The sequence below is a fragment of the Blastococcus sp. SYSU D01042 genome (assembly GCF_054050515.1).
Genome location: NZ_JBJGZM010000006.1, coordinates 51518 through 73246 on the forward strand (window position 1 = coordinate 51518; position 21729 = coordinate 73246).

Sequence of the window (21729 nt, forward strand, 5' to 3'; positions counted from 1 at the left end):
AAGGGTGGATGACGGACCGGCCGCCGGCGGCGAGACTGGCACCCACCGCCCCAGGAGTTCCGATGCCCGAACCGCACCTGCGCGCAGCCGACGCCGACCGCGCCGCCGTCGCCACCGTGCTCGGCGAGCACATGGCCGCCGGCCGGCTCACCGTCGCCGAGTACGAGGAGCGGCTGGCCTCCGCCTACGCCGCGAAGACCTACGGCGAGCTCGACGCGCTGACCACCGACCTGCCCGGTGCGCTGCCCGCAGCCCCGCCCGCCGCCGCGCCGCAGCCGGCGCCCTACGAGGACGTCGCCGCGCACGGGTGGGCCGGCGACCCGCACTCCTGGCGCTCGTGGGCGAGCACCGCCGCGATCGTGGTCGCGATCTGGGCGGTCACCTCGCTGGCGAGCTGGGAGTTCCTCTACTTCTGGCCGATCTGGGTCATCGGCCCGTGGGGTGCGGTCCTCCTGGTGCAGTCCCTCGGCCGCCGGGGCGACGACGACGGGCCCCAGGCGCTGCCCGGTCGGTGAGTGCACCGCGTCACAGGCCGGCCGAGGGCCGGCGCTAGCGTGGGCCGATCCGATCCCCAGCCCGGGAGGCACGCGTGGCCGCAGGCACCGAACCCGTCCGAGAGCCCGGCGAGGTGCTCTGGGCGCCGTCCGCGGAGCGGGTGGAGGCCTCGCGGCTGACCGCGTTCGCCCGCCGGCTCGAAACCCGGTACGGCACGCGGTTCGAGGACTACGACGCGCTGTGGCGCTGGTCGGTCGAGCACCTCGACGAGTTCTGGGCCGAGGTGTGGGAGTTCTTCGACGTCGGACCGGGGACGACGTACGACGCGGTGCTGGTCGACCGGTCGATGCCCGGCGCCGTCTGGTTCCCCGGCGCCCGGCTGAACTACGCCGAGCACGTCCTGCGGCGCGGCGAGGGCCGCGGGACCGAGACGGCGCTGGTCGCCGTGGCCGAGGACGGCGCGGTCGCCGAGACGACGTGGGCCGAGCTCACCGAGCAGGTCGGCGCCGTGGCGACCGCGCTGCGCAGCCGGGGCATCGGCCCGGGCGACCGCGTCGTCGGCTACCTGCCCAACATCCCGCAGGCCGTCGTCGCCTTCCTCGCCGCCGCCAGCGTCGGGGCGATCTGGTCGGCGTGCGGGCCCGAGATCGGGCTGCAGAGCGCGATCGACCGCTTCGCGCAGCTCGAGCCGGCCCTGCTGATCGCCGTCGACGGCTACCGCTTCGGCGGCCGGGAGCACGACCGGCGCCAGCTGGTGGACGACCTCGCCGCCGCGCTGCCCACGCTCCGCGAGGTCGTGACCGTGCCGGTGCTCGGCACGCGGGAGGACGGCGACGGGTCCCGCTGGGCGGACCTGCTGACCGAGCCCGGCGAGCCCGAGCCCGTGCAGCTGCCCTTCGACCACCCGCTGTGGGTCGTCTACTCCTCCGGCACGACCGGGCTGCCCAAGGGCCTGGTGCACGGGCACGGCGGGATCCTGCTGATGGCGCTGGCGCAGAGCGGACTGCAGAACGACCCGCAGCCCGGCGACCGCGGCATGTCCTACACGTCCACCACCTGGATCATGTGGAACAGCATGGTCAGCGGGCTGCTGACCGGCAGCACCGCGGTGCTGTACGACGGCAACCCCATGTACCCCTCGGTCGACCGGCTCTGGCAGCTGGCCGAGGAGCACCGGCTCACCAGCCTCGGCGTGAGCCCCGGCTACCTGCAGGCGTGCGAGAAGGCCGGGCTGCACCCCGGGCGGGACCACGACCTCTCCGCGCTGCGCAGCCTGGGCGTCACGGGCTCCCCGCTTCCGGCCGGCTCGTTCCGCTGGGTCTACGACGAGCTCGGCCCCGACTTCGTCCTGCGCGTGTTCAGCGGGGGCACCGACTTCGCCGCGACGCTGGTCGGTGGTTCCCCCTGGCTCCCGGTGCACCTCGGCGAGATGTCCGGGCGGGCGCTGGGCGTCCACGTCGAGTCCTGGGACGCCGAGGGCCGGCCGCTGGTCGACGAGGTCGGCGAGCTGGTCATCCTGCAGCCGATGCCCTCGATGCCGCTGCGCATCTGGGGTGACGACGACGGGCAGCGGTACCACGACGCCTACTTCGACACCTATCCCGGCGTGTGGCGGCACGGCGACTGGCTGACCATCACCAGCCGCGGCACCTGCGTCATCTCCGGCCGCTCGGACTCCACGCTCAACCGGCACGGCGTCCGCATGGGCAGCTCGGACATCTACCAGGCCGTCGAGGCGCTGCCCGAGGTCGCCGAGGCCCTGGTCCTGGGCATCGAGCAGCCCGACGGCGGCTACTGGCTGCCGCTGTTCGTGCGCCTGGCCGAGGGCGCGGCGCTCGACGCCGAGCTCACCGACCGCATCCGCTCCGCCGTCCGCACGCAGGCCTCGCCCCGGCACGTGCCCGACGAGGTGCTCGAGGTGCCGGCGATCCCGCACACCACGACGGGCAAGAAGCTCGAGGTGCCGGTCAAGCGGATCATGCAGGGCGTCGCGATCGACAAGGCCTGCAACCTGGGCGCCGTCGACGACCCGGCCGCCGTCACCTGGTTCGCCGACCTCGCCCGGCAGCGCGCGGAGGCCTGACCGAGGGAGTGCGCCAGCAGGCCGGCGCGCTGCGCAGCCGCAGCTCCTTCACCTACCGGGACCTGGGAGGACGCAGGGCTCCCACCGTCCGGGGAGCCCTGCGCCGCCTCTCTGTCACGGGATGCTCGGCGGGCCGTCCGTCGACGAAGGCCTCATGACGGGGATCCGGCGTCGTGGCCGTCCTGGGTGGAGGCCGTGTCCTCTCCATCGGTGGCGGCATCCCGCGCTGCGTCGACGCACGCCCGCAGGAAGCGCTCGACGATCTCGGCCTCCTCGGGCCGCAGGCTGCCGACCACCTCGCGCAACCGGCCGCCCAGTGGACGGAAGACAGCAGCGGTCAGGTCGCGCGTCAGCTCGGGGAGCACCAGCACGCTGCTCCGCCGATCGTGCTCGGCGGGACGGCGAGCCACGTGGCCGGCACGCTCGAGGCGGCCGATGAGGGCGGAGGTCGCGGGCGCACTCAGGGCCAGCGCTGCAGCCAGTCGACCCGGGGTCAGCGGTTCGTGGCGCAGCTGCGCGCCCCAGAGGTGCCCGAGCGCCTCCAGGTCCGTGCGGTGGAGCGCATGCCGCCGGGCGACGACGTCGGCGAAACGGTCGCTGGCCAGGGTGAACTCGCGCAGCAGGGCGACCATCTCGCCCGCCCGTTGCGCGTCCACGTGGGGGATGCTACTACTTCCATCATGGAAGTAACTGCGCCGACGCGGTGTCCTCGGTGATCGAGGTGGACGGGCTGGTCAAGCACTACGGGGCCACCCGGGCGCTGGACGGGCTCTCCTTCACCGCCCGGCCGGGGACCGTGACCGGCTTCCTGGGTCCCAACGGTGCGGGCAAGTCCACCTCGCTGCGGATCCTGCTCGGCCTGGACCGGGCGGACGCCGGCACGGCGATGGTCGCCGGCCGCCGCTACGCGGACCTCCGCGCCCCGCTCCACCTGGTGGGCAGCCTCCTCGACGCCCGTGCGGTCGCGCCCCGGCTCAGCGCCCGGGCGCACCTGCTGGCCCTTGCCCGCAGCAACGGCATCGGCGCCGGCCGGGTCCGTGACGTCCTGTCCACCTGCGGGCTGGAGGAGGTGGCGCGCCGCCCCGTGGGGGGCTTCAGCCTCGGCATGAGCCAGCGCCTGGGCCTGGCCGGAGCGCTCCTCGGCGACCCTGCCGTCCTCGTCCTGGACGAGCCGGTCAACGGCCTGGACCCCCAGGGGATCATCTGGATCCGCGGGCTGCTGCAGGAGCTGGCCGCCGAGGGCCGCACCGTGCTGCTGTCCTCGCACCTGATGAGCGAGATGGCCATGACCGCCCACGACCTCGTCGTGATCGGCCGGGGGCGGCTCCTCGCCCAGACCACGGTCGCGGACGTCACCGCTCGCGCCGAGGGGTCCGGCGTGCGGGTGCGCACACCCGATCCGCGGGCCTTCGCCGATCTGCTCCGGGCCCGGGGTGTGGAGGTCGCGTCCGACCGACCGTCCCCCCTGGACGGCCGGGGTGCGCTGTGGGTGCGCGCCGGCAGTACTGACGAGATTGGCCGGATAGCCGCCGAGCACGGGGTGACGCTGCTCGAGCTCAGCGCACGCCGGGGGTCGCTCGAGGAGGCCTACCTGCAGCTCACGGCGGAGGCGTCGCAGTACCGTGGCCGGCCCCCCGCGGCCGACGTGCCCGGCGACCCACCAGGGGCCGTCGCCGGCCGACGGGCCGCCGCATGAGCGCCCCGGACGCCGGCACGGCGACCACGGGAGCCGCCGTCCTCGCCGATCGCGTGGCGCGGACGTCGCCGGGGCGACGTCGCCAGCTGCGCCGGGCCGCCTCCGCCGAGTGGATCAAGGCCCGGTCGCTCCCGTCCACGTGGACGGCGCTCGGCACCTTCCTGGGCATCATGATGAGCCTGGCGGTGGCCATCCCCCTGAGCCGCGACCCGGCATCGCTGCCACCGGCCGAGCGGGCCCGCATCGAGCCGGTGGCCGAGGCGCTCAGCGGCGTCTTCATGGGCCAGGTCGCTCTCTCACTCCTCGGCGCACTGCTCGTCACAGCCGAGTTCTCGTCCCGCGCCATCACCGTCTCGGGCCTCGCCGTCCCCCAGCGACGCGTGCTGCTGGCAGCCAAGGCGCTGCTCCTGCTGACCCTCACCGTGCCGGTCGCTCTCCTGGCCACCACCGTCGGCACCGCCGTCGGCCTGGGCATCCTCGACAGGCAGGGATCTTTCCCGGACCTCACCGATCCCGGCGTCCCTCGCGCGATCCTGGGAGCAGCGGCCTACCTGGTGCTCGTCGCGCTGCTCGGCCTCGGCATCGGCACCTTGCTGCGCTCGACCGCGGCGACCGTGGTCCTGCTCACCGGGGCGCTGTTCCTGCTCCCGGTGCTCGTGGGACTCCTGCCGGCCGGCATCGCGGACACGGTCGGACCGTGGCTCCCCAGCCAGGCCGGCCAGGCGGTCCTCCAGCTCCACGGTCCGCCCGGCTACCTGCCACCGGTCACGGGCGTCCTCGTCCTGGCCGCCTACACCGTCGTCGTGCTGACCGCCGCGGCTCGGGTGATCGGACGCCGCGACCTCTGACCGGGGCCGGGGACGCCCTGCCGGGGGGCTGCCGGCCGTCGCGGGTCCGCCCGGACGTCGAGGCCCCCGGACGACGATCCCACGACCGGGCCCTTCGCCGCTCCGTCGTCGTCGGCGCCCGGCGGGTCGTCCGCCGACGGCCCGCGCCGGCGGCCCTCCCCGCGGCCGGCCGGGACCGACCGCGGGGAGTCCTGTGCTCAGTAGGTGAAGCGGGACACCGAGGTGCGCAGCCCTGCGGCCATCCGGGAGAGCTCGTCGACGGCCACCCGCGTCTGGGTCAGCGCCTGGGTGGTGGAGTCGGCCGCCGTGGAGACGCCGGTGATGTTCTCCGCGATCTGCCCCGACCCCTGGGCGGCCTCCTGCACCGACCGAGTCATCTCGTTGGTGGTGGCGGTCTGCTCCTCCACCGCGCTGGCGATCGTGGTCTGCCGGTCGGAGATCTGGGCGACGATCTGGCTGATCTCGCCGATCGCGGCCACGGCGGCGGTGGTGTCGCCCTGGATGGCCTGCACCCGGCGGGCGATGTCCTCGGTCGCCTTGGCCGTCTCCTGCGCCAGCTCCTTCACCTCGTTGGCGACCACGGCGAAGCCCTTGCCTGCCTCACCGGCCCGGGCGGCCTCGATCGTGGCGTTGAGCGCCAGCAGGTTCGTCTGCTCCGCGATCGAGGTGATGACCTTGACGACGTTGCCGATCTCGGCCGAGGACTCACCGAGCTTGGCGACGGTGGCGGTGGTCGTCTCGGCGGCGGTCACGGCGCGGGCGGCGACGTCGGAGGCCTCGGCGGCGTTCGTGGCGATCTCCCGGATGGAGGCACCCATCTGCTCCGCACCGGCAGCCACGGTCTGCACGCTGCGCGAGACCTCCTCGGCCGCCGAGCTGACCACGCCGGACTGGGCCGAGGTCTCCTCGGCCGACGCCGAGATCTGGGCCGAGGACGCGCTCAGCTCCTCGGAGGAGGCGGCGACCGCGTCGGCGGAGGACGCGACTCCGGAGAGGACCTCGCGCATGTTGGCGACCGCGGTGTCCAGGGCCCGGCCCATCTGCCCGAGCTCGTCGCGGGTCTGCAGGCCGCTGCTCTGGGTCAGGTCCCCGGCTGCGAGCGCTTCGGCGACCCGCTGCACCCGCCGGACGCCGCCGGCGACCCCACGGGCCACCACGAGCCCGATGACGGCGGCGAGCGCGATACCGGCGAGGAGGACCGCGATGGACAGCGTGCGCTGGGACGTGTACTGGTCCTGCGCGGCTGCGGCGGCCGCCGAGGCGTCGGCGTCCTCCATCTCGCGGACCTGGGCGAGGTTCTCGTCGACCTGGACCGCCAGGGGCGCGACCTCGGTCGTGTTGGTGACCCACCATCCCTCGTAGTCCAGCGCGAGCGCCAAGGGGTTCAGGCGGCTCTCCGACGCCTGCACGTACTCGTCGAACGCGGCGACCGCCTCGTCGACCAGCGCCTGCTTCTCCGCCGTCGGGGCGGACTCGGCGTAGGCGTCGGCGGCGGTGCGGAACTCGTCGGCCAGGGCGGGGATCGTGACCTGCAGGATCTCGGCGGTGTCCGCCTCCTCGGGCGTGAGGAGCGCGTTCCGGGAGTCGATGCGGATCTGCAGCAGCACCTCCTTCATGTCCGCTGCTGCCTCGAGGCCGGCGATGTTGCTCTCGTACAGCTCCTGCGTCGTGTCGGCGGAGGTGCCCAGAGCAGTGATGCCCATGACGCCGATGCCCACGGCTACGGCGGCAGCCGTCCCCACGGCGGTGAGGGTCTTGGTGCTCACACCGCGGTCGCCCCACCAGGCGCGCGAGGGAGCCGCCTGTCCGGTCGGCCGGTCTCCGGTCTGTGCGGTGTCGTTGCTGGACATCGTGTGCTCCTACGGAGGTCCGCTGACGCGGACGGGTGGTGGTGGTGCCGGAGCCGTGGGCGCTGCTGCTCGGGCCGGATCTCCGGTGCGGCAGGACGTTAGGTGTTTCGAGAGCCGATCGCCCCATAAATGAGCGCGTGTCGAAATGGCTCGTACAACGATTCGGATGCAACGTCACCTTGTCGACAAAGAATGGCCGGTGAACCATTCTTCGATCACCCGACGGAATGGCATCGGCTTGTCGACTGACGAGGGTGGGCATCCTCGCCCCCGGCACGACACGTCTGGACGGACCGTTGGTCGTCGCTCCGCTGAGGCCGGACGCGCACGGGCGCCTGTGGCGGCGGCTCGCCCGTCCCGTATCCGCGCCCGGGCCGGTGTGATCGGCGGACGGCCCGCGGGCCGAGGCCCCCGTACGGGGGAGCCGGGCGCACGGCCGACCTCAACCCGAGACGAGATCGGCCGATACCAGCTGTGAAGGGCGAGTTCCCGGGGCCGGAATCGGCAGAGGGCCGGACAGGACGAGGAGGCACCGTGGACGCAGCGACAGCGCTGGCGGGGACATCCACGGTGACCACGCGGCTGCTGCTGCGCGTGGTGGCCGCACGGGGCGGCGAGGGCGCCGTCGAACGGGTCCTCGATCGCGCCGGACTGGCCGACCGGCGGACGATGCTGCAGAGCCTCCGGGGCCGGGTGTCGTACCCGGACAAGCTGCGCCTGTTCGACGCGGCCGCCGAGGAGCTCGGTGATCCGCGGATCGGGCTGGCACTGGGCAGAGCCGCCATGTCCGACCCCGCGGTCATGGCGCTGCGCCGCGTGCTCAGGACCTTCGGGAGCCCGGCGCGGCTGCTGCGCCAGGTCTCGCGGATCTCCACCCGCCTGGACACCTCTGCGGTGTTCCGCTGCGAGTCCGCCGCCGATGGGACGGCACGGCTGACCTGGCGGGTACTGCCGCCGCACTCCCCCGGCCGCGTGGACTGCGACTACAACATCGGGATGCTCCGCAACGCTCCGGTGCTGTTCGGACTCGAGCCGGCGGTGGTCGAGCACTGGGCCTGCCAGATCGACGGCGCCCCGGAGTGCGAATACACCGTCACCTGGCAGGAAGAGCATGCACGCTCTGGCCACCGCGGCCGCGGCCGGCGCCGCTCGGCGCCGCTCGGCACGGTCCAGGCGCCCGTCGCGGACGCGGAGGAGCGGCTCCGCGACCTGCAGGAGGCTGCCACCGACCTGTTCAGCGCGGACTCTCTCGAGGAGACCCTCGACCGCGTCGCCGAACGCGCCGACCGCGCGGTGCACGCCCCCGGCTACGTGCTCGATGTCCGGCTCCCCCATGGGAACCGGCACGTGCGCTCCCGCGGCCTGGGTTCCTCGGTGCTGGCCGCGCTCGGCGACCAACGGCTCGAGGTCGGCTGCCGGGACGTCGGCGGCACCTCCGTGCTCGCCGTGCCGGTGACCTCCGCGACACGGGACTACGGCGTCCTGGCCGTCGTCGCCTGGCCCGGCCAGGCGTCCTTTCCCGGCGACGTCGAGCTGCTCACCGCCTACGCCCGGCACGCTGCGGCCGCCATCGAGATGACGGCCGCCCTCGCGGAGGCACGCGAGCAGGAGGAGACCGCGCGCCTGCTGCTCACCGTCGCGCGGTCACTCGCCGGCCGCCGGGAGGCGCAGCAGATCGCCCAGGTCGTCTCCGACGCCGTGCCCGGCCTCTGTGGCGCCGACCGCGCCGCCGTCGCGCTGTGGGACGCCGAGGCCCAGTCCGTCTGGATCGCCGGCCTCAGCGGCTGGCCGCCGGACCTGGGCGAACGGGCAGACGGCTACGTCACGAGCACGGCAGACAGTCCCGAGCTGTGCGAGCTGATCGCCGTGGGCGCCCCGATGCTGGTCGACCGGTCGAGCTCGGCCTGGGCGGACGCGGTGCTGCGCGAGTTCGACGTGACCGCGATGGGCGGAGTGCCGATCACGGTCGACGACCGGCTCGTGGGCATCGTCCTCGCCTACTGGGCGCACAGCGCACCGCCGGCCGCGCTCGGCGAGGGGACCACCGAGCGGATGTGGGGCCTGGCCGGCCTGGCCGGTGTGGCGCTGGACAACAGCCAGCTCCTCGACGAGATCCGCCACCGGGCGGCACACGATCCGCTCACCGGCCTGCCGAACCGAGCGCTCCTGCACTCCCGGATCGTGACCGCGCTGCGCAGAGCCGATGGTCCCGCCGGCCGCACGGGACTGCTCTACTGCGACGTCAGCCGGCTCAAGCGCATCAACGACAGCCTCGGGCACGGGGCGGGCGACGAGGTGCTCGCGGAGGTCGCCCGTCGGCTGCGGTCGGTGGTCCGCGAGCAGGACACCGTCGCCCGGTTCAGCGGTGACGAGTTCGCCGTCCTGCTGCCCGGCACGTCCGAGCCCGGCGCCCGGGAGGTGGCCGACCGGATCCACCGGTCCCTGGCCGCCCCGGTACGGACCGGGGACGACGAGGTCTTCGTCGACCTGGCCATCGGGATCGCCGTCGCCGGGGCGGCTGGCAACGTGTCCGACACCGCCCGGGACCTGCTCGTGCGCGCCGAGGAAGACCTGCACCGCCGCAAGTCCGGGTCCCCGGGGTCGCCGGAGCAGCGGGTCCGGGCGGACCTGCGCCTGGAGACCGAGCTGCACGGCGCGGTCGACCGCGGGGAGATCGTCGTGCACCTGCAGCCGCAGGTCGACCTGGTCAGCGGCCGCGTCGTCGCCGTCGAGGCGCTCGCGCGCTGGCAGCACCCCACGCTCGGGCCCGTCCCGCCCGACGTCTTCATCCCCCTCGCCGAGGCCAGCGGCCAGATCAGGGACATCGGTGACCACGTACTCCGGGAAGCGTGCCGGACCCTCGCCGCCTGGCGAGCGGACGGACCGGACCTCGAGGTGGCCGTCAACGTCTCCGCCGTCCAGCTCACCGATCCCGACTTCGCCGGCTCCGTGGCTCGCGTGCTGGCCGAGACCGGCCTGCCGGCCCGGTCGCTGACCCTGGAGGTGACGGAGAGCCAGGTGCTCACGGAGGTGGCGACCCGCCACGGACACCTCGAGCACCTCCGGACCCTCGGGGTCGGCATCTCCGTGGACGACTTCGGGACCGGCTACTCCTCGCTGGCCCAACTCCAGCGGCTTCCGGTCACCGAGCTCAAGATCGACCGGTCCTTCACCTCGCAGCTCTCCGGATCTGCACCGTCCTCGCCACTCATCGCCGGGATCATCGGCCTCGCCCACGGCCTCGGCCTCCGCGTCGTGGCGGAGGGTGTGGAGACGGAGGCCCAGTCCCGGGCGCTTCGGGGTTGGGCGTGCGACCGGGCTCAGGGCTACCTGCTCGGCCGCCCCGCCGCGCCCGCTGCGGTCCGCGAGCTCCTCCTGACGAGCGCCAGCAGGTCGCGGACGCCTTGCTGACCCACTCGGCCCGGTACGACAGCGGCCCCCGGGGGTGTCCCGGGGGCCGCTGTCACTGCTGTGGGCAAGGGGGGAGTTGAACCCCCACGTCCTTTCGGACACACGGACCTGAACCGTGCGCGTCTGCCATTCCGCCACTTGCCCTGGCGAGCGACGACACTAGCAGCCCGCGCGCGCAACCCGGGGAGGGGGGCCGTCGTTCACCTGAGGCCGGACCAAACGCGTCCGGCGTCGCGCGTTGGCCCGTCCGGCGTGCGGCACCCGGCTACGATCACCGGGAGCACACGTGGGCCCGACCGAGCGCGAAGGAGCGACTGTGGGTGTACTGCAGCGCTTCGAGCGGCGGCTCGAAGGCATGGTCGGACTGGCGTTCGCCCGGCTCTTCAAGGGCAAGGTGCACCCGGCCGAGATCGCCAAGGCCCTGCAGCGCGAGGCCGACGAGCAGCGCTCCGTCGTCGGCGAGGGCCGCATCCTCGCCCCGAACGTCTACGTGGTCCGCCTGGGCGACACCGACTACGAGCACCTGGGCCAGTGGTCCGACCAGCTCGCCGGCGAGCTCGCCGACATGGTCGCCGAGCACATCGACGACGAGGGCTACTCGATCTTCGACGCCGTCCGCGTCCACCTGGAGCTCGACAGCGACCTGCCGACGGGCGTGTTCGAGGTGTCCTCGGAGGTCGCCGACCCCTCGGCGCCGCACGCGCGCGGCGACTTCACCCCCGCCGGGGCCCCGCCGGTCCCCGGCCACCCCCCGCTGCCCCCGCTCCCGCCGCTGCGCGGGCACGTCGGCGACACCGGCCGGGTGGCTCCGGGCGCCGGCCGGCCGGGACGCGTCGCGGTGCAGCACGCCCTGGTCGTCGACGGCCCGGGCACGCGGCACGAGCTGTCGAAGGGGCGCAACGTCATCGGCCGCGGCACGGAGGCCGACATCCGCCTGCCCGACACCGGGGTGAGCCGCAAGCACGTCGACGTCGTCCTCGAGGGGGACGTCGCCACCGCCGAGGACCTCGGGTCCACCAACGGCACGCTGGTCAACGGCCGGCGGATCACCCGGCAGCCCCTGTCGGACGGCGACGTCATCCGGATCGGCCACTCGGTGCTGGTGTACCGGCGGGACGGCGCGTGACGAGGTCGTCGGGATCACGCATGGCCACGGCGGTACCGGGCACGCACCCGCAGGTGGAGAGCGAGGTGACCGGCTGATGGCGGAGATCGTGCTGCAGGGCTTCCGCTTCGGGTTCCTGCTGCTCCTCTGGCTGTTCATCTTCGCCGCGTTCCGCGTGGTGCGGGCCGACCTGCTCGGCGGCCGCGTCGGCCGGGTGGCCTCGGTGCCCCCGCGCGCCGCCGCCCCGGCCAGGAAGCGCGGCGGCAAGGGCCCGCGCACGCTGGTCGTCACCGCCGGCCCGCTCACCGGCACGAAGATCACCCTCGGCGAGCAGCCCATCCTCATCGGCCGGGCCGACGACTCCACCCTCGTCCTCACCGACGACTTCGCCAGCTCCCGGCACGCGCGGCTGACCAACCGCGGCGGCCAGTGGTACGTCGAGGACCTCGGCTCCACCAACGGCACCTATCTCGACCAGCAGCGGGTCCAGGGCCCGCTGCTCATCAGCCCCGGCCAGCCGATCCGGATCGGCCAGACCGCGCTGGAGCTGCGCTCATGAGCCTCGTCCTGCGCTACGCGGCGCGTTCCGACCGCGGCCTGATCCGCGGCAACAACCAGGACTCCGTCTACGCCGGTCCGCGGCTGCTCGCCGTCGCCGACGGCATGGGCGGCCACGCGGCGGGCGACGTCGCCAGCAAGGTGGTGATCGCCGCCCTGCAGCACCTGGACGACGACACCCCGTCCGGCGACATGCTGCAGGCGCTGCGCCAGGGCGTCTTCGAGGGCAGCGAGCACCTGCGCGAGGTCATCCGCGACTCCCCCCAGCTCGAGGGCATGGGGACGACGCTGACCGCGATCCTCTTCGCCGGCGGCCGGCTGGCGCTGTGCCACGTCGGTGACTCGCGCGCCTACCTGCTGCGCGACGGCGAGTTCTCCCAGATCACGCACGACGACACGTTCGTGCAGACGCTGATCGACGACGGCCGGATCACCGCCGAGGAGGCCAACAGCCACCCGCAGCGCTCGCTGCTGCTGCGCGCGCTCAACGGCCAGGAGGTCGAGCCCGACCTCTCCATGCGCGAGGCACGGGCCGGCGACCGCTACCTGCTGTGCTCCGACGGGCTCTCGGGCGTGGTGAGCGAGGAGACCCTCGCCGACGCGCTCACCGATCCCGATCCGCAGAGCACCGCCGACCGGCTGGTCGAGCTGGCGCTGCGCAGCGGCGGGCCGGACAACATCACCGTGATCGTCGCCGACGTCGTCGACGACGACGGCCGGGGCGTGCTCATGGAGCCGGTCGTCGACGGCGCCGCCGGCGACTACATCGGCCAGCGGCAGGTCGACCCGACCTCCGCCGCCGGCCGGGCCGCGCTCGCCGACCCCTCCCCGCCGCCCTCGCCGCCACCCGCACCGCCGACGGGCGGTGGCCCCTCCGCCCGCCGCCGCCCGCTGCGACTTCTCCTCGGGGCGGGGATCCTGCTGGTGCTGCTGGTGGCCGGGGCCATCGGCACCTACGTGTGGGCGCTGCAGCACTGGTTCGTCGGGGTCGACGAGGCCGACGGGCACCAGCAGGTGGCGGTCTTCCGCGGCCTGGACGTCTCGCTGCTCGGTCTGGACCTCTACCGGGTCGACCAGGACGCCGACCTGCCGGTCACCGACCTCACGCCGGCGGCCCGGAACCGCGTCCAGGGCGGCATCACCGCCGACGACGCGGCCGACGCCGACCGGATCGTGTCCGCGCTGCGCGACCAGCGCCTGCCGGCCTGCCGCACCGCCGAGGAGGAGGCCGCCGAGGAGGCGGCCCCCACGGAGACCGCCCCCTCCGCGACCACGCCTCCCGCCGACCCGGCCGCCCCGACCGACGGCGCGGCACCGCCGGTCCCCGGGACGACCCCGGCACCGGAGCCGACGCCGGCTCCCGCACCGGAGACCTCCGCCGACGCCGGCACGACGGCCGCGACGACGCCGTCGTCCCGGCCGGGGGTGGACTGCCGGGAGGCCGAGTGATGGCCGCCCCCACCACCGACCCGCGCGCCGCCGCGGCACCCGGCACCCCGGTGCCGACGCGCCGCGGCACCGAGGCGCTGCTGCTGGGCTTCGCCGTCGCGATCACCCTGGCCGCGCAGTGCATCGTCGACCTGACCGTCACCGGCTCGCTGCGCCCGGAGCTGGCCACCTTCGGCATCTGGTTCACGGCGCTGTGGACCGGCGCGCACCTCGTCGTCCGGAGGTTCGCGCCCTACGCCGACCCGCTGCTGCTGCCCTGCGTCGCCGTGCTGACCGGGCTCGGGCTGGTGATGATCCACCGGCTGGACATCGCCGACCCCGACGCCGGCGCCGACGCCCCCGTCCAGCTGCTGTGGGCCACCATCGGGCTGGCGCTGTTCGTCGCCGTGCTGCTGGTGGTGCGCGACCACCGGGTGCTGTCGCGCTACGCCTACATCCTCATGCTGCTCGGCCTGGTGCTGCTGGCCATCCCGGCCCTGCTGCCGGGCTCGATCTCCGAGGTCAACGGCGCCAAGATCTGGATCCGGGTCGCGGGGTTCTCCATCCAGCCCGGCGAGTTCGCCAAGATCTGCCTGGTCGTCTTCTTCGCCGCCTACCTGGTCGACAAACGCGACGTGCTGGCGCTGGCCAGCCGCAAGGTGATGGGGCTCGAGCTGCCCCGCGGCCGCGACCTGGGCCCGGTCCTCGTGGTCTGGATCGTCTCGATCCTCGTGCTGGTCTTCGAGCGCGACCTGGGCAGCTCGCTGCTGCTGTTCGGGATCTTCGTCGTGATGCTCTACGTCGCCACCGAGCGGGCCAGCTGGCTGGCCATCGGCCTGCTGCTGTTCGCCGGCGGCGCGACGATCGCCTACCAGGCGTTCGGCCACGTGCGGGCCCGCGTGGACACCTGGCTGGACCCCTTCGCCTACTACGACGGCTCGGGCTACCAGGTCGCGCAGTCGCTGTTCGGCCTGGGCACCGGCGGGCTGTTCGGCGCCGGGCTGGGCGGCGGCCGCCCCGACGAGGTGCCGATCGCCAAGAGCGACTTCATCGGCGCCGCGATCGGCGAGGAGCTCGGCCTCTTCGGCCTGGCCGCGGTGATCATGATCTACCTGGTGCTGGTCGAGCGCGGCCTGCGCACCTCGCTGATCGTGCGCGACCCGTTCGGCAAGCTGCTGGCCGCGGGCCTGTCCTTCGCCGTCGCCTGGCAGCTGTTCGTCGTCCTCGGCGGCGTCACCGGCCTGCTGCCGCTCACCGGGCTGACGACGCCGTTCCTGGCCTACGGCGGCTCGTCGCTGGTGGCCAACTTCGGCCTGGTGGCCCTGCTCGTGCGGATCAGCGACGCCGCCCGCCGGCCGACGACGCCGCACGCGGCGCCCCAGCGGCTCACCGACGCCCCGACCGAGGTGGTGCAGCCGTGAACGCACCGCTGCGCCGGGTCGCCATCAGCGTGCTGGTGCTCTTCACGCTTCTGATCCTGAACATCAACTACATCCAGGTGGTGCGCTCGGAGGAGCTGCGCGAGGACGGCCGCAACACCCGGGTGCTGGCCGACGAGTACTCGCGCGAGCGCGGCGCCATCGTCGTCGCCGGCGAGCCGATCGCGCTGTCCACGGAGACCGACGACCGGCTCAAGTACCTGCGCCAGTACCCGCAGGGCGGCCTGTACGCCGCCGTCACCGGCTACTACTCGGTCATCTACGGCGCCACCGGCATGGAGCGGGCGGAGAACCCGCTGCTGGCCGGCACCGACGACCGGCTCTTCGTGCGGCGCCTCTCCGACCTGTTCACCGGCCGCGACCCCTCGGGCGGCGACGTCGTCCTCACCCTGGACCCGGCCGTCCAGCAGGCCGCGATGGCCGGCCTGGAGGGTCAGGTGGGCGCCGTCGTGGCGCTGGACCCCTCGACCGGCGCCGTCCTCGGCCTGGCCAGCACCCCGACGTTCGACCCGAACCTGCTCTCCAGCCACGACCCCGCCGGCATCCGCGACGCCGCCGCCCAGCTGGAGGCCGCCGACCCGGACCCGCGGAGCAACCAGGCGATCAGCCAGCGCTACTCCCCCGGGTCGATCTTCAAGGTCATCGTCTCGGCCGCCGCGCTGGAGGACGGGTACACGCCCGAGACCGTCGTCCCGGCACCGCAGACGCTGCAGCTGCCGGGCACCAGCACCGACCTCACCAACTTCAACGGCTCGGCGTGCAGCGGCAGCGGCGAGCAGCCGCTCATCGACGCCCTCACCGTCTCCTGCAACACCGCCTTCGCCCAGCTCGGCATCGACCTCGGCGAGGACGCGGTGCGCGAGATGGCCGAGGCGTTCGGCATGACCGGGGAGCGCTTCGAGATGCCGCTGCGCGTCGAGGGGAGCACCGTCGGCGACATCGGGAACGACGCCGAGCTGGGCGTCGCCTCCATCGGGCAGCAGAACGTGCAGATGACGCCGATGCAAGCGGCGATGGTGGCCGCCGCCGTCGCCAACGACGGCACGCTGATGAAGCCGTACCTGGTCGACCAGCTGCTCGCCCCGGACCTCACCGTCATCGACGAGACCGACCCCGAGGAGATGTCGCAGCCGGTCTCCGAGCAGACGGCGAGCGCGCTCACGGAGATGATGAGCAGCGTGGTGGCCAACGGGTCCGGGCGGGCCGCGCGGATCAACGGCGTGCAGGTGGCCGGCAAGACCGGCACGGCGGAGAACGCCGGCCCCGACCACAACTGGTTCATCGGCTTCGCGCCCGCCGACGAGCCCCGGATCGCCGTCGCGGTGTTCGTGCGCAACGGTGGGGGGACGGGTGGCGACACGTCGGCGCCGATCGCCCGCCAGGTGATGCAGGCCTACCTCGACGGGCAGGAGGGCTGATGACCCTGGCCACCGGCAGCCTGCTCGCCGGCCGCTACGAGATCACCGCCCCGATCGCCGTGGGCGGCATGGGCGAGGTCTGGAAGGCCCGGGACCGGGTGCTCGACCGCATCGTCGCGGCCAAGGTGCTCAAGAGCGAGTACACCGACGACCCGAGCTTCCTCGCCCGGTTCCGCAACGAGGCGCGGCACACCGCGGCGCTCTCGCACCCCAACATCGCCTCGGTCTACGACTACGGCGAGACCGTCGACGACACCGGCACGAAGAAGCTGGCCTTCCTCGTCATGGAGTTCGTCGAGGGCCAGCCGCTGGTGCAGATCCTGCACGACGAGGGCCGCCTCCCGGTCGACTGGACGCTGCACGTGCTCGAGCAGTCCGCCGAGGGGCTCTCGGCCGCGCACCGCGCCGGCGTCGTCCACCGCGACATCAAGCCCGGCAACCTCATGGTGCGCCCCGACGGCGTGGTGAAGCTGACCGACTTCGGCATCGCCCAGGCCCGGGACGCCACCCCGCTCACCCGCACCGGCATGGTCGTGGGCACCGCGCAGTACCTCTCCCCCGAGCAGGCGCAGGGCCTGGAGGTGAACGCCGCCTCCGACGTCTACTCGCTGGGCGTGGTCGCCTACGAGTGCCTCACCGGCGGGCGGCCGTTCGACGGCACCTCGCAGGTGGCGATCGCGCTGGCGCACATCAACCGGCCCCCGCCGCCGCTGCCGGCCGGGGTGCCCCCGGCGGTCCGGCTGCTGGTCGAGCGCGCCCTGGCCAAGGACCCGGCCGACCGCTTCCCGGACGGCGGCGCCTTCGCCGAGGCGATCCGCCGGGTGGCCGCCGGCGGGGGCGTGGCACCCGTGCCGCCGCTGGGCCCCTCGACCACCCCGACGCAGATCGTCGACCCGGGACTGGCCGACGGCCGGACCACGGTGCTCGCGGCGCAGACCGGCGCGCTGACCGGCACCCGCGCGCTCTCGCCCGCGACCGGTCCGGCCGCCCCGATGCCCCCGTTGCACGGCCCGGCCGACGACGACAGCGCGTGGGCGGCCGACGACGAGGCGCCGCCCGCCCGGCGCCGGCGCTGGGGCTGGCTGGTGGCGGCGCTGCTCGTGCTGCTGCTGCTCGGCGGCGGCGTCGGCTACCTGCTCACCCGCGGGGACGGCGACGACGCCGACCGCACCGCGGAACCCAGCCCCACGACGACCGGCTCCAGCGCGCCGGCGTCCGGCGTGGTCCTCCAGGCGGCCGGCGCCTATGTGGGCCGCGACGCCGACGACGTGACCGAGGAGCTCGAGGGCCTGGGACTGGTCGTGGTCGAGGAGGAGGCGACCGACGCGCTGCTCGCCGAGCTCGGCCTGGACCTCGACGAGAACGCCGTCGCCGCGATCGTCCCGTCGGGCAGGACCGTCGCCGCCCAGTCGTCCGTCACGCTCACGGTCGCCGAGGACGGCTGGACCGTCGAGGACGAGCCGGAGCAGGAGGAGGAGCCGGCTCCCGAGCCGGAGCCGGAGCCGACGCCCCAGCAGCCGACGAGCGTGCCGACGACGTCCCGGGCGCCGTCGCCCTCGCCCAGCAGCACCCCGACCACGAGTGCGCCGAGCACCACGTCTTCGACGTCACCGCAGCCCGGCACGCCCGCGCCCGACGACACGGCGACGAACTCCCCGCCGGCACCCGGCGGTGGCACCGGGGCGCCCGCACCGGGCGGGGGGACCGTTCCTGAGGCCGCTGCTGCGGATGTGACCGGGTGACCCGGTCGACCCCGTGCGGCAGCCCGGCCTCCCGCCGGACCGCCGATAGGCTCGCCGACGGCATCCCGCCCGCAGCCCGCCCCGGCGGCTGCCCGCATGCCGCGGTCCGTGCCCGGACGACGCGCGCTCCCGTTCGAGAGGACCTCCGATGACCACGCCGCAGGTGCTCGGCGAGCGCTACGAGATCGGGGAGGTGCTCGGCCGCGGCGGCATGGCCGAGGTGCACCACGGCCGCGATCTCCGGCTCGGCCGCGAGGTCGCCGTCAAGGTGCTGCGCAACGACCTGGCCCGCGACCCCTCCTTCCAGGTGCGCTTCCGCCGCGAGGCGCAGGCATCGGCGTCGCTGAACCACCCGGCGATCGTCGCGGTGTACGACACCGGCGAGGACCGCACGGCGTTGGGCGCCACCCCGTACATCGTCATGGAGTACGTCGAGGGCGAGACGCTGCGCGACGTGCTGCGCCGCGAGGGCCGGCTGCCCGCCGAGCGCGCCATGACCCTGGCCGCGGACATCTGCGGCGCGCTGGACTTCAGCCACCGCAACGGCATCGTGCACCGCGACGTCAAGCCCGGGAACGTGATGATCACGCCCCAGGGCACCGTCAAGGTGATGGACTTCGGCATCGCCCGCGCGGTGTCCGACTCGGCCGCGACGATGACGTCCACCGCGGCGGTCATAGGGACCGCCCAGTACCTCTCCCCGGAGCAGGCGCGCGGCGAGAGCGTGGACGCCCGCTCCGACGTCTACTCGCTGGGCTGCCTGCTCTACGAGCTGGTGACCGGCGCCCCGCCCTTCACCGGCGACTCGCCGGTGTCGGTGGCCTACCAGCACGTCCGCGAGGACCCGCGGCTGCCGTCGTCGATCAACCCCGAGATCCCGGCCGACCTCGACGCGATCCTGCTCAAGGCGATGAGCAAGAACCCGGCCAACCGGTACCAGTCGGCCGCGGAGATGCGCAACGACCTGCTCCGCTCGCTGGCCGGCCAGCGCGTCGAGGCGACCCCGGTCATGGGCGACGCAGAGAAGACCGCGATCATCGGCGCCGCCCCTGCCGGGTACGGCGGCTACGACGAGTGGGACGACGAGGACGAGCAGGCGCGGCGGAAGAAGCGCCGGACGATCATCGCCGTCGTCGCGGTGCTCGCCGTCCTGCTCCTCGGCGGCGCCGTCGCCGCCGCGCTGTCCATGGGCGGCGACGACCCGGAGACCCCGGTCGCCACGCAGGTGCAGGTGCCACCGCTGCAGAACGTGCCCGAGGCCGAGGCCCGCACCGCGATCACCGAGGCCGGTCTGGTCGTCGGTGAGGTCACCGGCCGGGTGGTCACCGACGACACGCAGGTCGGCGTCGTGCTGGAGAGCACCCCGGGCAGCGGCGCCCAGGTCGAGGAGGGCAGCGAGGTCGACCTCGTCGTCGGCACCGCGCCGGACACCGTGCTGGTGCCCAACATCGTCGGTCTGGACGAGGAGCGCGCCCGGGCGGCGCTCGAGCGGGCCGGCTTCGACGGCACGATCACGACCGAGGACGAGGAGTCGCTGGAGGAAGCCGGCACCGTCGCCACCGTCACCCCCGCGGAGGGCCAGGCGGTCGCGCCGGACGGCACGGTCACGCTCGGCCTCTCGACCGGCAACGTGCGGCTGCCCGACGTGCTCGGCCGCACCGAGGCCGACGCCCGCGGTGTGCTCACCGCCGCCGGCTTCACCGAGGCGCAGATCGCCACCGAGCAGGTCGACTCACCCCGCCCGCCGGGCACCGTCGTCGCCACGACGCCGGGCGGCGGCAGCCAGGCCGCGGCGGACACCCGCATCGTCCTGCAGGTCTCGGCCGGTGCAGGTGACCTGGTGGTGCTGAACGTCGCCGGGCAGTCCCCCTCGGCCGCGGCCGCGAACCTCCAGGCGGCCGGCTTCACCACGATCCTCCAGGAGACGGTGGAGAACGACGGGTCGGTGGCCGAGGGCCAGGTCCTCTCCACGGACCCGCCCCCGGGGACCACGCTGCCCTCCACCGAGCCGATCATCCTGCTCGTGGCCGGGCCGGAGCCGACCACCGGCGGCACCGGCACGAACTGACCGGCCCAGGAACGACCGAAGGGCTCCTCCCGCTCACGGGAGGAGCCCTTCGGTCGTTCCTGGGCCCTGCCGGGATCAGGGGACCTGATCCCGGCGCGGGGTGCTTCGGGTCAGGCGGTGGCGAGGTTGAGGCGCTCAGCGGCCGCTGAGGCCTTCTCCAGGGCCTCGGGGTCCGGCGCCAGGCCGCAGGTGGCCAGCCAGGTCGCCAGCATGCGGTGCCCGCCCTCGGTCAGCACCGACTCCGGGTGGAACTGGACGCCCTCGATCGGCAGCTCGCGGTGCCTCAGCGCCATGACGATGCCCGACGGGGTGCGCCCGGTGACCTCGAGCTCCGCGGGCACGGAACCGGCGTCGACGGCGAGCGAGTGGTACCGCGTCGCGGTGAACGGCGAGGGCAGCCCCTCCAGGACGCCGACGCCGTCGTGCACGACCTGGCTGGTCTTCCCGTGCAGCAGCTCGGGCGCGCGGACGACGTCGCCCCCGAAGGCCTCGGCGATCGCCTGGTGGCCCAGGCACACGCCGAGCACCGGCACGCCCTGCGCAGCCGCGGCGTGCACCATCGGCACCGTGACGCCGGCGCCGGCGGGTGTCCCGGGACCGGGGGACAGCAGCACGCCGGCGACGTCGAGGTCGGCCAGCTCGTCGACGTCCACGGCGTCGTTGCGCCGCACGATGCACTGCACGCCCAGCTGGCCCAGGTACTGGACCAGGTTGTAGACGAAGCTGTCGAAGTTGTCGACGACGAGGACGGGACGCCCGGCGGCGGTCCCGGTCGTGCGGCTCTCGGCGGGCACAGGTCTCCCGGGTGCGATCGGGTGCCGCGGGTCAGCCCGCGGCGGCGTACTGCAGGGTGAGTGCGCCATCGTAGGCGGGCAGCTCGACCGAGGGCCGGTCCCGCACCTCGTAGGTGAGCCCGAAGGCGTCCACGACCTGCTCGAAGACGGCGATCTGCGGGGAGGCGGCCAGCTGCTCGCGCACGGCGGCGGCGTCCACGACGGCGGACACCACGAACGGCGGCGAGTAGGTGCGGCCCTGCAGCAGCAGGGTGTTGCCCACGCAGCGGACGGCGCTGGTGGCGATCAGCCGCTGGTCCATGACCGAGACCCCCGTGGCGCCGGCGGCCCACATGGCGTTGACGACCGCCTGCACGTCGGACTGGTGGATGACCAGGTCGTCGGGCCGGGCGCCGGGCGGCAGGCTGCCGTCGGCCCGCCGGGGCGCGTCGTCCAGCGTCACGACCAGGCCGGCACCGCTGACCGGCGCCAGTCCCGCGGCGGGGACGCCCGCCTCGCCGGCGGTCCGGGCCTCGGCGACCGCGCCGTCCCGCGCCGCGGCCTGGGCGGTCAGCAGCTCGGCGCGCCGCTGCAGCTCCGCCAGCCGAGCCTCCTGCTCGGCGATGGCGTCGTCCCGCTCGCGGATCAGGCCGGAGAGCTCGGTGACCTCGCCGGCGCGCAGGTCGGTGCCCTGCGCCGTGCGCCCGGAGGTGGCGAAGAGCAGGCCCGCGGCCAGCGCCACGACAGGGACCAGCGCCCCCCAGGCCGACAGTCGGGCCACCGGCACCTCCTGCGCCATCCGCGGCGGACGACGA

General features: G+C 74.3%; 16 protein-coding genes and 1 tRNA gene. 12 read left to right on the forward strand and 5 right to left on the reverse strand.

The features are described 5' to 3' along the window. Positions 1 to 62: 62 nt before the first annotated feature. Positions 63 to 515, forward strand: coding sequence for a DUF1707 SHOCT-like domain-containing protein (locus tag ACI79H_RS12455; protein WP_456554713.1), 453 nt, complete (start codon positions 63 to 65; stop codon positions 513 to 515). A 74-nt stretch (positions 516 to 589) separates the two neighbouring features. Then, positions 590 to 2578, forward strand: a complete 1989-nt coding sequence (locus tag ACI79H_RS12460) for an acetoacetate--CoA ligase (RefSeq protein ID WP_456554714.1) — start codon at positions 590 to 592, stop codon at positions 2576 to 2578. A gap of 152 nt (positions 2579 to 2730) precedes the next feature. Here ACI79H_RS12460 and ACI79H_RS12465 read toward each other — a convergent pair whose 3' ends face one another. Next, complete coding sequence (locus tag ACI79H_RS12465) at positions 2731 to 3234, reverse strand: MarR family winged helix-turn-helix transcriptional regulator (protein WP_456554715.1); 504 nt, start codon at positions 3232 to 3234, stop codon at positions 2731 to 2733. 56 nt (positions 3235 to 3290) lie between these two features. Between ACI79H_RS12465 and ACI79H_RS12470 the strand changes: the two genes are divergently transcribed. After that, positions 3291 to 4274: an ABC transporter ATP-binding protein gene (locus ACI79H_RS12470; protein ID WP_456554716.1), complete on the forward strand. Its 984-nt coding sequence runs from the start codon at positions 3291 to 3293 to the stop codon at positions 4272 to 4274. Beyond that, complete coding sequence (locus ACI79H_RS12475; RefSeq protein WP_456554717.1) at positions 4271 to 5122, forward strand: hypothetical protein; 852 nt, start codon at positions 4271 to 4273, stop codon at positions 5120 to 5122. Before ACI79H_RS12470 ends, ACI79H_RS12475 begins: the two co-directional genes overlap by 4 nt. Positions 5123 to 5319: 197 nt before the next feature. Here ACI79H_RS12475 and ACI79H_RS12480 read toward each other — a convergent pair whose 3' ends face one another. After that, the gene (locus tag ACI79H_RS12480) at positions 5320 to 6972 is read right to left on the reverse strand and encodes a methyl-accepting chemotaxis protein (protein WP_456554718.1); all 1653 of its coding nucleotides are present in this window, start codon (positions 6970 to 6972) and stop codon (positions 5320 to 5322) included. Between the two features lie 534 nt (positions 6973 to 7506). Between ACI79H_RS12480 and ACI79H_RS12485 the strand changes: the two genes are divergently transcribed. Next, positions 7507 to 10383, forward strand: coding sequence for an EAL domain-containing protein (locus ACI79H_RS12485; RefSeq protein WP_456554719.1), 2877 nt, complete (start codon positions 7507 to 7509; stop codon positions 10381 to 10383). Between the two features lie 61 nt (positions 10384 to 10444). Here ACI79H_RS12485 and ACI79H_RS12490 read toward each other — a convergent pair. Further along, a tRNA-Leu gene (locus ACI79H_RS12490) sits at positions 10445 to 10527 on the reverse strand. 172 nt (positions 10528 to 10699) lie between these two features. Here ACI79H_RS12490 and ACI79H_RS12495 point away from each other — a divergent pair. The 7 genes from ACI79H_RS12495 to pknB all read left to right on the forward strand — a co-directional run bounded on the left by ACI79H_RS12495 (position 10700) and on the right by pknB (position 20141). Then, complete coding sequence (locus tag ACI79H_RS12495; RefSeq protein ID WP_456554720.1) at positions 10700 to 11509, forward strand: FhaA domain-containing protein; 810 nt, start codon at positions 10700 to 10702, stop codon at positions 11507 to 11509. 76 nt (positions 11510 to 11585) lie between these two features. Then, the gene (locus ACI79H_RS12500) at positions 11586 to 12047 is read left to right on the forward strand and encodes an FHA domain-containing protein FhaB/FipA (protein WP_456554721.1); all 462 of its coding nucleotides are present in this window, start codon (positions 11586 to 11588) and stop codon (positions 12045 to 12047) included. Further along, the gene (locus ACI79H_RS12505; protein WP_456554722.1) at positions 12044 to 13495 is read left to right on the forward strand and encodes a PP2C family protein-serine/threonine phosphatase; all 1452 of its coding nucleotides are present in this window, start codon (positions 12044 to 12046) and stop codon (positions 13493 to 13495) included. Before ACI79H_RS12500 ends, ACI79H_RS12505 begins: the two co-directional genes overlap by 4 nt. Continuing rightward, complete coding sequence (locus ACI79H_RS12510) at positions 13495 to 14895, forward strand: FtsW/RodA/SpoVE family cell cycle protein (protein ID WP_456554723.1); 1401 nt, start codon at positions 13495 to 13497, stop codon at positions 14893 to 14895. The genes ACI79H_RS12505 and ACI79H_RS12510 overlap by 1 nt, the downstream gene beginning before the upstream one ends. After that, on the forward strand, positions 14892 to 16331 hold the full coding sequence (locus tag ACI79H_RS12515; protein WP_456554724.1) for a peptidoglycan D,D-transpeptidase FtsI family protein: 1440 nt from the start codon (positions 14892 to 14894) through the stop codon (positions 16329 to 16331). Before ACI79H_RS12510 ends, ACI79H_RS12515 begins: the two co-directional genes overlap by 4 nt. Then, positions 16331 to 18073 (forward strand): serine/threonine protein kinase, encoded by a 1743-nt coding sequence (locus tag ACI79H_RS12520; RefSeq protein WP_456554725.1) that lies wholly within the window; start codon positions 16331 to 16333, stop codon positions 18071 to 18073. The genes ACI79H_RS12515 and ACI79H_RS12520 overlap by 1 nt, the downstream gene beginning before the upstream one ends. 148 nt (positions 18074 to 18221) lie before the next feature. Further along, positions 18222 to 20141: a Stk1 family PASTA domain-containing Ser/Thr kinase gene (gene pknB, locus ACI79H_RS12525; protein ID WP_456554726.1), complete on the forward strand. Its 1920-nt coding sequence runs from the start codon at positions 18222 to 18224 to the stop codon at positions 20139 to 20141. 110 nt (positions 20142 to 20251) lie between these two features. Here the strand turns inward: pknB and ACI79H_RS12530 are convergent, their stop codons facing one another. Together ACI79H_RS12530 and ACI79H_RS12535 are read right to left on the reverse strand one after the other, a co-directional pair. Beyond that, positions 20252 to 20935, reverse strand: coding sequence for an aminodeoxychorismate/anthranilate synthase component II (locus ACI79H_RS12530; protein ID WP_456554727.1), 684 nt, complete (start codon positions 20933 to 20935; stop codon positions 20252 to 20254). 31 nt (positions 20936 to 20966) lie between these two features. Further along, positions 20967 to 21695, reverse strand: coding sequence for a DUF881 domain-containing protein (locus ACI79H_RS12535; RefSeq protein ID WP_456554728.1), 729 nt, complete (start codon positions 21693 to 21695; stop codon positions 20967 to 20969). Positions 21696 to 21729 lie beyond the last annotated feature (34 nt).